14 protein-coding genes are annotated in these 13,262 nt (G+C 67.7%); 5 read left to right on the forward strand and 9 right to left on the reverse strand.

The genetic code is table 11. The features are described 5' to 3' along the window. Positions 1–8: 8 nt before the first annotated feature. From HNP02_RS32325 to HNP02_RS32335, 3 genes are read right to left on the reverse strand one after another with little or no spacing between them, the layout of a single operon-like run. Entirely contained in the window at positions 9–1,238 is a 1,230-nt protein-coding gene (locus HNP02_RS32325; RefSeq protein ID WP_375373730.1) for an LCP family protein, read from the reverse strand. Positions 1,239–1,269: 31 nt separating this feature from the next. Then, positions 1,270–2,037, reverse strand: coding sequence for a CPBP family intramembrane glutamic endopeptidase (locus tag HNP02_RS32330; RefSeq protein WP_184444742.1), 768 nt, complete (start codon positions 2,035–2,037; stop codon positions 1,270–1,272). A 21-nt stretch (positions 2,038–2,058) separates the two neighbouring features. Beyond that, entirely contained in the window at positions 2,059–2,850 is a 792-nt protein-coding gene (locus HNP02_RS32335) for a DUF2470 domain-containing protein (RefSeq protein WP_184444743.1), read from the reverse strand. A gap of 114 nt (positions 2,851–2,964) precedes the next feature. On the opposite strand from HNP02_RS32335, the gene pheA reads away from it, so the two are divergent. Together pheA and HNP02_RS32345 are read left to right on the forward strand one after the other, a co-directional pair. Then, positions 2,965–3,870, forward strand: a complete 906-nt coding sequence (gene pheA, locus HNP02_RS32340; protein ID WP_184444744.1) for a prephenate dehydratase — start codon at positions 2,965–2,967, stop codon at positions 3,868–3,870. Beyond that, on the forward strand, positions 3,867–4,553 hold the full coding sequence (locus tag HNP02_RS32345; protein ID WP_184444832.1) for a histidine phosphatase family protein: 687 nt from the start codon (positions 3,867–3,869) through the stop codon (positions 4,551–4,553). The genes pheA and HNP02_RS32345 overlap by 4 nt, the downstream gene beginning before the upstream one ends. Before the next feature lie 255 nt (positions 4,554–4,808). Here HNP02_RS32345 and HNP02_RS32350 read toward each other — a convergent pair whose 3' ends face one another. Beyond that, positions 4,809–5,159 carry a metallopeptidase family protein gene (locus HNP02_RS32350; protein ID WP_184444745.1) on the reverse strand — a complete coding sequence of 117 codons (351 nt, stop codon included), beginning with the start codon at positions 5,157–5,159 and terminating at the stop codon, positions 4,809–4,811. A gap of 5 nt (positions 5,160–5,164) precedes the next feature. Then, complete coding sequence (locus tag HNP02_RS32355; protein WP_184444746.1) at positions 5,165–6,619, reverse strand: septum formation family protein; 1,455 nt, start codon at positions 6,617–6,619, stop codon at positions 5,165–5,167. A gap of 102 nt (positions 6,620–6,721) precedes the next feature. Between HNP02_RS32355 and serS the strand changes: the two genes are divergently transcribed. Together serS and HNP02_RS32365 are read left to right on the forward strand one after the other, a co-directional pair. Continuing rightward, on the forward strand, positions 6,722–7,975 hold the full coding sequence (gene serS, locus HNP02_RS32360; RefSeq protein WP_184444747.1) for a serine--tRNA ligase: 1,254 nt from the start codon (positions 6,722–6,724) through the stop codon (positions 7,973–7,975). Between the two features lie 19 nt (positions 7,976–7,994). Beyond that, the gene (locus tag HNP02_RS32365; protein WP_375373731.1) at positions 7,995–8,828 is read left to right on the forward strand and encodes a DUF5718 family protein; all 834 of its coding nucleotides are present in this window, start codon (positions 7,995–7,997) and stop codon (positions 8,826–8,828) included. Here HNP02_RS32365 and HNP02_RS32370 read toward each other — a convergent pair. The 4 genes from HNP02_RS32370 to HNP02_RS32385 are packed head-to-tail and all read right to left on the reverse strand — an operon-like array spanning position 8,825 to position 12,422. Next, positions 8,825–9,826, reverse strand: a complete 1,002-nt coding sequence (locus HNP02_RS32370; RefSeq protein WP_184444748.1) for an NAD(P)-dependent oxidoreductase — start codon at positions 9,824–9,826, stop codon at positions 8,825–8,827. The genes HNP02_RS32365 and HNP02_RS32370 overlap by 4 nt on opposite strands. Then, entirely contained in the window at positions 9,823–10,158 is a 336-nt protein-coding gene (locus tag HNP02_RS32375; RefSeq protein WP_184444749.1) for a hypothetical protein, read from the reverse strand. Before HNP02_RS32375 ends, HNP02_RS32370 begins: the two co-directional genes overlap by 4 nt. Beyond that, complete coding sequence (locus tag HNP02_RS32380; protein WP_184444750.1) at positions 10,155–11,702, reverse strand: Rieske 2Fe-2S domain-containing protein; 1,548 nt, start codon at positions 11,700–11,702, stop codon at positions 10,155–10,157. Before HNP02_RS32380 ends, HNP02_RS32375 begins: the two co-directional genes overlap by 4 nt. A 54-nt stretch (positions 11,703–11,756) precedes the next feature. After that, positions 11,757–12,422, reverse strand: coding sequence for a phosphotransferase (locus HNP02_RS32385; RefSeq protein ID WP_184444751.1), 666 nt, complete (start codon positions 12,420–12,422; stop codon positions 11,757–11,759). 51 nt (positions 12,423–12,473) lie between these two features. Here HNP02_RS32385 and HNP02_RS32390 point away from each other — a divergent pair, with 51 nt between their 5' ends. Continuing rightward, positions 12,474–13,262 (forward strand): 1-acyl-sn-glycerol-3-phosphate acyltransferase, encoded by a 789-nt coding sequence (locus HNP02_RS32390; protein ID WP_184444752.1) that lies wholly within the window; start codon positions 12,474–12,476, stop codon positions 13,260–13,262.

Genomic DNA, 13,262 nt, shown 5'->3' on the forward strand with positions numbered 1-13,262 from the left:
GGGCTTGGCTACGGTTTGCCGGCGTCCAGCACGTCCGGCGGGACCGCTTCGTCGGATGCCAACGCGGCGAACAGCCGGCCCGCGGCGTCGTGGTTCCACACCACGACCGATCCCGAATCACTGCCCGTGAAGTCGCCGATCGGCACCGTGGTCGTCGTGATGGTGCCGTGCAACGACCACGCGAGCCGGACCAGGTCCCATATGTGCGCACCGTCGTCGACCGTCACCGATCCGGAGGCGGCATGCGTCATCGGGTACCAACGGAACGGATTCGCCCACACCGCCGGGCTCGCGGCACGATGCGTCAACGCCGACATGAACTCGCGTTGGTTGATCATCCGGTCGAGGTCGGCCCGCGGGGTGGCGCGGGTGCGGACGAAGCCCAAGGCGGTGCGGCCGTCCAGCTCCTGACAGCCTGCGGGAAGGTCGATGCCCGCCAGCGGGTCGCTGATCGGTTCGGCCGGGCACATCGTGACACCGCCGACGGCATCGACCATCTGGGCGAAGCCGTCGAATCCGACCTCGGCGTAGTGGTCCAACCGCATGCCCGTGGCCTGCTCGACCGTCTGCACCAACAGCGGCGCACCACCGATGGTGAACGCGGCGTTGATCTTGTCCTCGCCGTGCCCGGGGATCTCGACGTAGGAGTCGCGCGGGATCGACACCATCGTGGTCGGGGCGCTCGATCCGAAGCCGGGCACGTGGATCACCAGCAGTGTGTCGGTCCGCCCGGCGCCGAGGTCGCCGCCGGTCGTGAGATCGGCCTGCTGCTCCGGGGTCAGTCCCTCGCGGCTGTCCGAGCCGACCAGCAGCCAGGTCGTGCCGCGACCCGTCGAGGGTCGCTCTGGGTAGTCGGGCAGCGCCGCGATGCGGTGCAGGTGCCCATCGAGCCAGAACCCCGTGCCGACCAGGGCGGCCGCGGCGATCAGCAGGATGACGAGCGGGTAGAGCAGCAGAATCCGCCCCCAGCGGCGTTTGCGGCGTGGCTTGGCTGCCGTGGGAGGGCGCGGTGGCGGTGGCCGGTGTGGGGGAGGTGGCGGTGGTGGCCTGCGCTGGGGAGGTGGCGGCGGTTGCCGCGGGGGAGGCATGGCCGGCGGTGGCGGCGGCTGTTGGTATCGGGGATCGCGGCGGATCGTCTGCGAGGCTTCCCGCGGCGGGATTGGCCGTCGTGGGATCGGGCGTCGTGGGATCGGGCGCTGCGGGTCCGGCCCCGGTCCGGGCGGCCGGTTTTGGTTCACAGCCAAGAATCTACGGGCTGAGGATCCCGCGTCAGTGCAACCAGCTGAGGTGACCCGTGGCGAGGGCGTACCCGACGAACGCCACGGTGTCGATGAGGCCGTGGGCCACGATCAGCGGCCACAGCCGGCCCGTGCGCTGCCACGCGTAGCCGAACACCAGGCCCATCGCCAGGTTTCCCAGTCCCGCGCCGAAGCCCTGGTACAGGTGGTAGGCGGCGCGCAGCAGGCTGGAGATCACCAGCACCTTGACCGGCGACATCCCGAGCTGGCGTAACCGCGTCATGAGGAACGCCACCACGATGACCTCCTCGGCCCAGCCGTTGGCGAACGCCACCGCGAGGAGCACGGGGATGCGCCACCACGTGTCGCCGAGCTCGGACGGCACCACCGCCACCCCGATGCCCAGCGCCCGGCCCGCCATGTAGAGGCCGAGGCCGGGGATGCCGATCAGGGCCGCCAGGCCGAGTCCGCCGAGGAGGTCGGGGCGCCAGCGAAAACGCCCGAGCCCGATACGGTTGGGCCCGAAACCGCTGCGCCACAACAGGTACAGGCCCAGTAGTCCCCACGCGACGAGCTGGAAGACCGACGCCAGGTTGAGCGCCAGGTTGATCAGGTCGATCGGGGAGAGCTTGCGGTTGAGCGCGACCGTCTGCCCGGAGAGGCCGAGCAGCACCGCCTCGACGAGGCTGACGAACGCGGTGTAGGCCGACAGCCCGAACGTCACCGCCAGGATGACCGCGATCTCGATCCGGATCACCCGCGGCGGCGGCGCGGTCGGGTCTTCCGGCGACTCGGTCACCCGAGCAACGGTAGAGGTGGGCTAGATGCGTCGTGCCCGCAGCCCGTTGAGGAACGGGCAGCCCATCAGCACCCGGATGGCCTGACTGAGGCCCGTGACGTCGTCGACCGGCTTGGCGAACGGCAGTCGCACGTCGTGGTCGCCGTCCTCGTTCTCCACCCGCAACTGCACGCCGTACCGGTCCAGCCCTAGCGGGCGGACGCGGCCATGGCGCAGTGGTGACGGCAGCCGATTGGCCAGCCGGTCGACCACCTCGCGGTGTGCGGATTCGAGATGCTGCAACCAGCAGGACTCCAGTGCGCAGAACGGATCGGGTTGGGCGTCGAGCAGCGTGCTCAGCCCGACCGACTCTGCTCCCGTGGAGTCGGCGACGACCACCGAGTCGACCTCCACGCGCATCAAGGCATAGGCGGTGTCACCGCCGGCAGCCTGCTCGGCGCCGGTGTTCACTTGCAGCAGAGCAGGATTGGGGTTCTGGGTGGCGATCAGGTCGAGCAGTCCCGGTACGTCGTGCACCGGGATGTGCTGCAGGCGACCGCTGATCCACACCAGTGACCGCACGGGTTCGCGTAGCGGCAGCGGGGCGTAGTCCGTCATCTCGAGCACCGCTTGCACCCCAGGCGTACCGGCGGCGACGGCCATGCCTGCCAGCGGGCCGTTGGCGGGCACCGTGATGGCGAAGGAGCCGTCCTCGAGCAGATGGTGGACCGGCGTGGCGGCCGGCTCGACGCCGTCTACTGCGAGCGTCGCGCCACCACCGCGGGCGCATGCGCTGCGGATTCGCTCGGCCGTGCTCGGTGCCAAGACGGTCATCGGACCCCTTCCGGTTAATGAGGTAAGCCTAACTTAACTATGTGTGAGAATCGACGCAAGGCTTTCCGAACCGACTTCCGGGGACGCCGCGGACCGAGCCGATACCCTTGACGAGTGCCACGCGTCGCCTACCTCGGACCCGAGGGGACCTTCACGGAAGCGGCGTTGTTGCAGATGGCCGCCGCGAACATGGTGCCCGTAACCGATTTCGAGCCGTTCGCGACCGGTAGTCCCTCTGCGGCGCTGGAAATGGTTCGCGCCGGCGACGCCGACTACGCGTGCGTGCCGATCGAGAATTCGATCGAGGGATCGGTGTTGCCGACGCTGGACAGCCTCGCCGCTGGTTCCCTTGTCCAGATCTTCGCCGAGTTCACCCTCGACATCGCGTTCACCATCGCAGCGCGTTCAGCCGATGCCGAGCCCGCGTCGATTGCCGCGTATCCGGTGGCGCGTGCCCAGGTGGCGAGGTGGGTTGCGAAGAACATGCCGAATGCCAGATTCCAGGCGGCCGACTCCAATGCCGCAGCAGCCGTCGACGTCGCCGAGGGCCGCGCCGATGCCGCCGTGACCACCGAACTGGCCACGAAGCGGTACGGCCTGACGCCGCTGGCCACCGGTGTCATCGACGAGCCCAACGCGCGCACCCGGTTCGTACTGGCCGGGCAGCCGGGTCCGCCGCCGGATCGCACGGGAGCCGATCGCACCTCGGTGGTGTTGCGTCTCGACAACGTCCCAGGGGCATTGGTGTCGGCGATGACCGAGTTCGCCATCCGCGACATCGACCTCACCCGGATCGAATCTCGGCCGACCCGAATCGAACTCGGCACCTACATCTTCTTCCTGGACTGCGTCGGGCACATCGACGACGATCCGGTGGCTCAGGCACTCAAAGCCCTACACCGACGTTGTACTGACGTGCGATATCTGGGTTCGTGGCCGACGGGCGCCGCAGACGGCGCCGTACCCCCGCCGATGGACGATGCGGCGATGTGGCTGACGTCCCTGCGGGACCCGCGATGACGGGCCGGCTGGTGCTGGTGCGGCACGGCCAGTCGCACGCGAACGTGGACAGACGCCTCGACACCCGGCCGCCCGGCGCGGCACTGACCGATCTCGGCCATCAGCAGGCCCGCGACTTCGCCGCCAACTGGCACCACCCCGTCGCCATGGTGGCCCACTCGGTTGCGCTGCGCGCGACCGAGACCGCGCGCGACATCGGTGAGCACCTCTCGCTGGAGCCGCACCGGCTCGACGGCATTCACGAGGTGCAGGTCGGCGAGCTCGAAGACCGCAACGACGACGCCTCGGTCGAGAAGTTCAACACCATCTACCAGCGCTGGCAGGAGGGCCACCTGGACGAGTCGATGCCGGGCGGCGAGAGCGCTCAGCAGGTGCTCGACCGATACCTCCCGGTGGTGACGCAACTACGCCTGCGCCACCTCGACGACCACGCCTGGCCCGGCGACATCCTTCTGGTGAGCCACGGTGCCGCCATTCGTCTGGTGTCGGCCGTGCTGGCCGGTGTGGACGGTGGCTTCGCACTCGAACACCATCTGGCCAACGCCGAATGCGTCGTGCTGAGCCCGATCACCGACGACCGGTGGAGCTGCGTGCAATGGGGCACCTTGGTGCCGCCGTTCTATCCGGAGACCGACGTGCACCCCGTCGAGGACGCGCTGCAGGGCGCCGATCCGATGGGCTGACCGGCGGTCACGGCCAAGACGGCCTGCACTGCGCCGCTGCGTGCACACGTACATCCGATGGCCACGCAGTCGAGGCTGAACGCGTGCCCGACTTCCGGGCTGGTGCAGTCCGCCTCGGTGCACTCCGGCCGCAACCGGACATGGTGCACCAGGGCGCCATGACAGTGCTGCAGACCGTCTCGGCAGTCCCGGCACCGCGAACTCATGGCCCGTTCATAGCACCAGCCGCCGACGAATCCACATCGGCGCGCGCAGTCAGGCCCACCCCAGTTCGTGCAGTCGGTCGTCGTCGATGCCGAAGTGGTGGGCGATCTCGTGGACGACCGTCACCGTGACCTCTTCGACGACGTCGTCGTCGGTGTCGCAGATGTCGAGCAGCGCGTCGCGGTAGATCGTGATGGCGTCGGGCAGGGAGCCGCCGTACGAGGAATCGCGTTCGGTGAGTGCGATGCCCTCGTAGAGGCCCAGCAGGTCGGGCTCGTCGGGATGGCGGCTCTCGACGAGTATCACGACGTTCTCGAGTGCGGCCGTCAGCTTCGGGGGTATCTGGTCAAGCGCGTCTGACACCAGCTCGTCGAACCGTTGCGGGCTCATCCGCACGGCCATCGCGGCTACTGCCCTGGCGGCGGCAGGATTGGAGCGACGGGCGCCGGTTCTGCCGGGCCTGGCGCAGGTCCCGGCGGCGCGCCAGGTGCCGGGGGAGGCGCGTCACCCGGTGGCGGCGGCCCATCCAGGGGGGGTCCGTCCATCGGCGGTGCAGGCGCTGGCGGAGGACCGTTGAGGAACGTATTGCCCTGCGGCGGCGGGGGCGCACCCGAGGTCGACGGGGTGGTCCCGGTGTTGCCGGTGCCGGTGGGTGCCGTCTGCTGGCCCGGCAGGTGCGCGTTGCCCTGGGGGGTCTGGTTCCCCTGGCTGCTCTGGTCGCTCTGGTCGCTCTGACTGATGTCGATCTGCGACGACGTCTGGCTGGACGTATCGACCGAGGGCGGCATCGGGATCGGCGGCAGGTTCAGCCGCTCGCCGGGGATGTCCGGTGGTGGCACCGGCGACTGACCGTTGATGGCCAGCGGCCCCTTGGCGCTGTTCAGCAGCGTCGACCAGCCGCCGTTGCCCAGCGTGGCGCCGATGCTGCACGACACCTGGTGGCTGCCCGCCGACCAGCTCGGTAGCGCGATGGTGCTGTAGATCAGCGTGAGCGTGGTGCTGCGCAGCTGGATGGGTGCCAGGTACGCATCGGTCATCCGGGTGCATGAATCCTTGACGAACGCATCCTGGTCGGCCTCTGCGGGCAGCGCGTCTGGGAACTTCTCGGCGAGGTTCACCGAGCCGGTCACTTCCATGGCGTGCGGCGCGCCGCAATCGACGGGGATGTCCGTCGGCTGGTTGGTCGCCGGATCGATGCCGAGACACGTACCTGCTGACCACACCTTCGACTGGTCGACGTTGGCGATCTTGCCCCGGAAGACCAGCTGTTGGTTGTTCGGGCCGGGCAGCTGCAGGCCGCACAGCATCCTGCGCTCGCCGGACTGGCGCCAGGCCTTGTCGCCCGACCACAGCAGGCTGACGCTGAACTTGCCATTCGGGTCGTACTTGGCGCCGAGGTACTGGCGCGCCGATGCCTGGCACTGCTCGGAGCTGATCTGCTGGATGCGGGCAGGTGACGGCGGCGCCGCATCGGGTCCGTACTCGCTGCCCGGGAACGTCCGCATGTCGATGGCCTCGGAGACCTCGAAGCGGTGTTCATCCTTGCAATCGACGACCTGCGCGGCATCCGGGGTGCGTTCCGGCCAGTTCAGGCAATCGCCGCTCTTGGCGTGGTCGAACGTGTCGCTGCCACGGGCGCCGATCGAAGTGCCGCCGATCAGGCCGATCGGACTCCTGCCGTCCTCGCCCGCGGGAAGTGCGGTGATGAGACCGGCGATGAGGAGGCCACCTAGGGCCGTGAGCAGCAGACCGCGTCGCGTCGAGGCGGCCTGCAGGCTCTGCCACCAGGGCGTCGAGCCTGATCGTCGATCAGACTCAGCGAGCTGATCCTCGCGATCGGGTGCGTCCAACATCGCGTCCATTGTGACAGGCGCGCCAAGTCCTGTGACAAGAGTTGCAGTTGTAATGTTATGTGGTTGTGCCCCGCGAACTCGCGAGGAAGGGCCGAAAGTAATGTTGCGGCCGTGATCGACCTCAAGCTGCTACGTGACGACCCGGACCGGGTGCGCGCGTCGCAACGGGCTCGCGGCGAGGATCCGTCCCTCGTCGACGCGTTGTTGGACGCCGACGCCAAGCGCCGCGCAGTGATCTCCACCGGTGACGGCCTGCGCGCCGAACAGAAGGTGGCCAGCAAGCGCGTCGGCGCTGCGTCGCCCGACGAGCGGCCCGCCCTGCTGTCGCGGGCCAAGGAACTGGCCGAGCACGTCAAGGCCACCGAAATCGACCAGGCCACCGCCGAGGCCGCGTTCACCGCTGCGCACATGGCGATCGGCAACGTGATCATCGACGGGGTTCCCGCGGGCGGCGAGGACGACTTCGTCGTGCTGGAGACGGTCGGTGAGCCGCCGACGATCGCGGATCCGAAGGACCACCTGGAACTCGGTGAAGCGCTGGGCCTCATCGACATGGAGCGCGGCGCCAAGGTGTCCGGTGCGCGCTTCTCCTTCCTCACCGGGTTCGGCGCGCTGCTGCAACTCGGCATCATGCAGCTCGCGGTCCGGTTGGCGACCGAGAACGGCTTCACGCTGATGATCCCGCCGGTGCTGGTGCGCCCGGAAGTGATGCAGGGCACCGGCTTTCTCGGCGCGCATGCCGAAGAGGTGTACCACCTCGAGGCCGATGACATGTATCTCGTTGGGACGTCCGAGGTTCCGCTGGCCGGCTACCACGCCGACGAGATCCTCGATCTGTCGGAAGGGCCGCGGCGCTACGCGGGCTGGTCGTCGTGCTTTCGTCGCGAAGCGGGCAGCTACGGCAAGGACACTCGCGGGATCATCCGGGTGCATCAGTTCGACAAGGTCGAGGGCTTCGTCTACTGCAAGCCCGAGGACGCCGAGGCCGAGCATCAGCGGCTGCTGGGCTGGGAGCGCGAGATGCTGGCGCTCATCGAGGTGCCGTATCGCGTAATCGACATCGCGGCAGGCGATCTCGGTTCGTCTGCTGCGCGCAAGTTCGACTGCGAGGCGTGGGTCCCGACCCAGGGCACCTATCGGGAGCTGACGTCGACGTCGAACTGCACGACGTTCCAGGCGCGACGACTGTCCACCCGTTACCGCGACGAGAACGGCAAGCCGCAGATCGCGGCGACGCTCAACGGAACGTTGGCGACCACCCGCTGGCTGGTCGCCATCCTGGAGAACCACCAGCAACCCGATGGCAGTGTGCGGGTGCCGGACGCGCTGGTGCCCTACGTCGGAAGGTCGGTGCTGACACCATGAGCGAGCTTGCGAGCGAATCATGAGTAAGAAAGAACTCTCCATGCTGGAACTCGACTTCGATGACCTGCGGACGTGGTTCGGGTTCGGCGTCGCGGGCAACTTCGCGGGCCACCTCGAACAGGCAGGGGAGGCCGCGGACTTCGTCAACGTAACCTCAGAGGGTTCAGCACCGAAGGGCATCTTCCCTTGGTACGCACCGGGTTCCGATGGGTTTCTCGGTGAGTTCCCGCTGTCGCACGACGCCATCTTGCTGCCGGACGCCAACCCCGATGGTGGGCCGCTGAACCTGCAGATCGAGCCCGAGGTCGCTCTGGCGTGCGGGGTGGCGTGGGAGGGCGACACGGTGGTGTCGCTGCGGCCGTTCGCACTCGGGGCGTTCAACGACTGCTCGATCCGGCGGCCTGGTGCACCGAAGATCAGTCACAAGAAGAACTGGGGTCCCGCATCGAAGGGCGTGGCCGCTCAGTTCTTCGATATCGGCGACCTGACCCCGGACGGTCCGACGTCGACCCTGCGGTTGGTCTGCAACCTGCGCACCGCCGCCGGCGAGGAGCACGCCTACGGCGTCGACAGTCCGTTGCTCGGCTATTCGTACTACGGAGAGGTGCTGCTCGACTGGGTCACCGAACGCCTTGCCAACCAGAAGGGCTCACCCGAGACTCCGCTGGAGGACGTCGGCGCGCTCATGGTCGCCAGCGGGCATCCGGAGAACGTCTTGATCGGGATCGGTGCGACCCGCTACACCCCGCTCGGCGAGTCGACCTATCTGAAGGCGGGCGATCAGGCGATCGTCCGGGTGTACGACACCGAATCCGATGCATACTCCGAACTGCGGCAGACGGTTTCGGGTTAGACGTCGGACGAAGCCGGTCGGAACTCGCCCCGGTGATACGAACTTCCCGGGTACTCCTTCGATCCGACCAGGCGTGCCAGTGGGGTGCTGACCCCGCCCGTCGACGCGACGAGCGCTGATATCGCATCGAGATCGAATCGTGGCGCCCACCCGAGCTCGTCGCGGGCCAGGCGATTGACGTAAACGCGGTCGACCCGCGCCGGGAACTGCCAGCCCCGCCGCCGCCATTCTGCGGCCGCCGCTGGCGCTCTTCTGGCGAACACTCCCGCCGCGTCCGCGCGCAACCGAGGCAGGTCGGCGGAAGTGAACGGGGTAGTGGCGGAGACGACGTAGCGTCTGAACCCGACATCCGGAGCGTGCTCGGCCGCCAGAAGGTGGGCGTCGACGACGTCCTCGAGGGCAACCCGGCGAAACGCGTACTCGTCGGCCTTGACGTTGTCGTCGCTGCGTCCGTCTGCCGGATTGGGTGAGTCGTCCGCTTCTGGGAAGAAGCGCGACGTTCGTAGGACGACGCACGGCAGACCATGGTTGCGGCTGGCCAGTCGGCAGAGGTCTTCGGCCGCTGCCTTGGTGACGCCGTAGATGTTCTTGGCGACGGGGACGACGGATTCGTCGATCCACGCTGCGGGTGCGTTGGGTGCCGGGATCAGGGCGTCGCCGAAAACGGTTGTGGAAGAGGTCATCACGAACGACCGCACACCGGCGTTGGCCGCCGATTCCAGCAGGGTGAGGGTGCCGGTGACGTTGACGTCCACGAATGCCTTGGCAGGCAGGAACGCGACCTGCGGCTTGTGCAGCGTCGCGGTGTGCAGCACGGCGTCGACACCGTCGAGGATCGTACGGGTCAGCTCGCCGTCTGTGATCGAACCGACGACGTCGGTCCACTCCGACGGTCGCACGTCAATGCCGACCGCCTCGGTGCCCCGGTCGCGGAGCGTCCGGACGAGCGCTTCGCCTAGATGGCCCGAACTACCGGTGACCAAGACGCGTCGGATCATCGGTTGGCGAGCAGCTCGTCGAGAACGGTGACGAACTCGTTTGCGCGCAAAGGGGTGAACGCCGGACTCGGCCGGGTGCCTGGCACGTCGAGCGTCACCAGCGTCGACTTGATCGGGCGCCACACGTCCAACGGCATCCATCGGCGTGGGTCCGTGCTGCCCCAGATGCGGAATCGCTCGGTGAACAGCCCGAGGGATTCGGCCCTGTAGCCTCGGACGGCCCGCAGCGGGATGACCTTCGAGGTACCCGACGGAAAGTGGTAGCGCCGCAACGTGATCGCCTGCCGGTCCAGTTGAATCTGGCCGTCGTCGTATTGCGGGCTACCGCTCATGTCTTCTTCGACGCCCTCAACTCGTGCCCCTTGGACGTCAGACAGCGCCCATTCGTCAGGTTCCACGACCAGCCGTGCAGATTGCACGTCAACGTCGTGTCATCCACCACGCCGAACTTCGACAGGTCCGCCTTCAGATGCGGGCACCGGCGCTGAATCTCCCAGCCGTCCAACGTGATCGACGCGGAGTCGTCGTGCGTCTCGGCGAACCAGCCGTCGGCGTAGACGATGCGCTCGTCGGTCAGACACTTGAAGAAGGTGTACAGATACTCGTTGTAACCGCCGACCCGCCAGGCGCGGAACCGGGTGGACAGGAAGATGGTGTTGACCCAGTCCGGTTCGTCGTCGCGTAGCACGGTGCGCACCAACTCGGGTGCGATCTCGAAGCCGTATCGGAACTTCTCGTCCGGGATCGGTTCGCGCACCACACGTTTCGGGAAGTCCAGCACGATGGTTTCCGGGCCCAGCCGCAGTTCGACCGGATAACCTATGCCGTCGCAGATCTGGTCGCTCTGGATCATGATCGGCTCGAACCTCGCTCGCAGCGGTTCCAGCAGCGACTCACCGGTGGGCGCTGCCCAGCGCGCCTTCTCCGCGGCCAGTGCCGGCGCCATCCGCTGCGCGTAGGCCTCGATGTAGGCGGCCTTGTCGGTGGTGAAGAGCGACTCCGGGCTAGGCACCGGATGGGTCAGCGAATTCAGTTGCGTACCTGCGAAATCCGCCGTCGACCCGGGGATCATGAGCAGCCCGCGATCGTGGCCGTTGCGGCGCATCTGATCGAGGAACACGACCTGATCGGGGAAGATGTTCGCGGGGTCGCCGTGATCGTCGTTGAGATCGCGCAGTTCCGGATCCAGGAAGCATGGCGGCCCGGCGGATGGCACCACCCAAGTTGCGTCCACCTGCGCGATGTACTGCCTGCAGCGGTCCATCTGGCGCTGCCGCTTCTGGATGCCGAACGCCGACTTGGCGCGCGCGGGCATGTCGTAGACCATCGGGTACCAGATGGCGCCCGAGTACTGCAGCATGTGCACGTCGACGTGGCCGAAGTTCGCCTCGAGCACGTCCAAGTCCACGGGGCGCGCATCGTTCATGTTGAACGCGACGGTCTCACCGTCGGATACCACCAGACCGGAGTCGCCGATCGGGCCGTCGGCCGGTGCGCGCAACGCGATGATCATCACGTCGAGGTCACCCTTGGGCCCGCTGACGCGGTGCTTCACCGAGTCAGTGGTTTCGAAGAACCGGTGGAACCCCAGCTTCTCCAACTCGGTGCGCAGGTCCGGCACCGGGTAGTCGGGGAGCAGCACCACCGCGTCCTTGTTGACGTGGGCACGGAGGTTGACCGGGTCGAAGTGGTCCTTGTGCAGGTGTGAGACGTACAAGTAGTCGACGTCGCCGAGCGCCGCCCAATCCAGCTCGCTGTTGTCGGGAAATGGGAACCATGACGCGAAGTAGGCAGGGTTGACCCACGGGTCGCACAGAATGCTCCCTGCGGCGGTATCGATTCGGAACCCTGCGTGTCCGACGCTCGTGACCTGCACTTATGGCCTTCCCCGCGATGTTTGCGTCGTGTCGATCTTAGCCGGACGGCCGGGCTATGCCTCCCAGCGTGCGCGGTAGTACGCCATCCGCTCTTCGTCGGCGTCGATGCCATACGCGTCGAGGAACTCCGCTTCGAGCCCCGGCTCGAAGTCCGATTCCAGCATCGCGGCCGCGACCGCCAGGTCCGCCCACCGGTCCGCCACCCCGAGGTCAGCGAGGTCGACGTGCCCGCTGCACAGGGCGTCGTCCCCAACGAGGGTGTTGGGCGGGCATGCGTCGCCGTGGCAGACCACCAGAAGGTCGGCCGGGGGTGCGTCCGCAGGAATCCAGGACGGCGTGCCGAACGGGCAGTCGGCGACCGGCAGCGCGTCGTGCAGACGGCGGAGTCCTTCCCCGATCGCCCGAGTGGCGGTACGCGGACGCGCGACCCAGTGCGGATCGACGGCCGAACGCCCCGGTAGCGCTGCGGTGCGCAGCCAGCCAGGGCCGGACGACAGGACCCGCGGCACGGGGTGGAAGTCGACGGCCCACTGCATCCGTTGTGTCTCTCGGACCAGCCGTGTGGCGTGGGCGTCGGGATAGACCTTGACGAATTCCTCACCCCCCAGCGAGAACGTCGTGCCACCGAGTTCGTTGACCCAGACCGCGGTCACGTCGCGGCCTCCTGCCAGGTCGACGACGATGGTGGGCACTGGTATGGCGTCAGCCGGAAAGGTCATTGAACCGACCTTTCCATGAGATGCCCGGAACAACCGCATTAGGCTGAGGTCGTGGAGCCGGTATATGGGACTGTCATTCAAGCCGCTCGCTTGGCGTGGCGGATTCAGGGGCTGAAGTTCACCATCACCGGTGTGGAGAACCTGCCCGTCACCGGCGGCGCCGTGATCGCCATCAACCACACCAGTTATTTCGACTTCACCTTCGCCGGGCTGCCCGCATATCAGCAGCACCGCGGACGCAAGGTGCGGTTCATGGCGAAGAAGGAAGTCTTCGACTCCAAGGTCAGCGGGCCCATCATGCGCAGCCTGCGCCACATCCAGGTGGACCGCGATAGCGGCGCATCGTCGTTCTCCGAGGCCTGCCAGAAGCTGAAGGAGGGCGAGCTGGTCGGTGTGTACCCGGAGGCGACGATCAGCCGCAGCTTCGAGATCAAGGAGTTCAAGTCGGGAGCGGCGCGGATGGCAATCGCCGCCGACGTGCCGATCATCCCGCACGTCATATGGGGCGCCCAGAGGATCTGGACCAAGGGGCACCCGCGGAAGATGTGGCGCCCGAAGGTGCCAATCTCGATCACCGTCGGCGAGCCGATCTACCCGACGTTGCCCGCAGCCGAGCTGACCGCGCTGCTTCATTCCCGCATGCAGCACCTGCTCGAACGCGCACAGGATGCCTACGGCGCCCACCCGCAAGGCGAGTTCTGGGTCCCGCACCGGCTCGGCGGCGGTGCCCCGACGCTGGCGGAGGCCAACCGGATGGACTTCGAGGAGGCCAACCAGAAGGCCCAGGCGAGGGCCGCCCGCGGCGACGAACGATCCGCGCCGGGCGATCCGCCGGAGTAG

Origin of the sequence: Mycobacterium sp. AZCC_0083, from assembly GCF_014202335.1 — a bacterium.
Lineage (GTDB): Bacteria > Actinomycetota > Actinomycetes > Mycobacteriales > Mycobacteriaceae > Mycobacterium.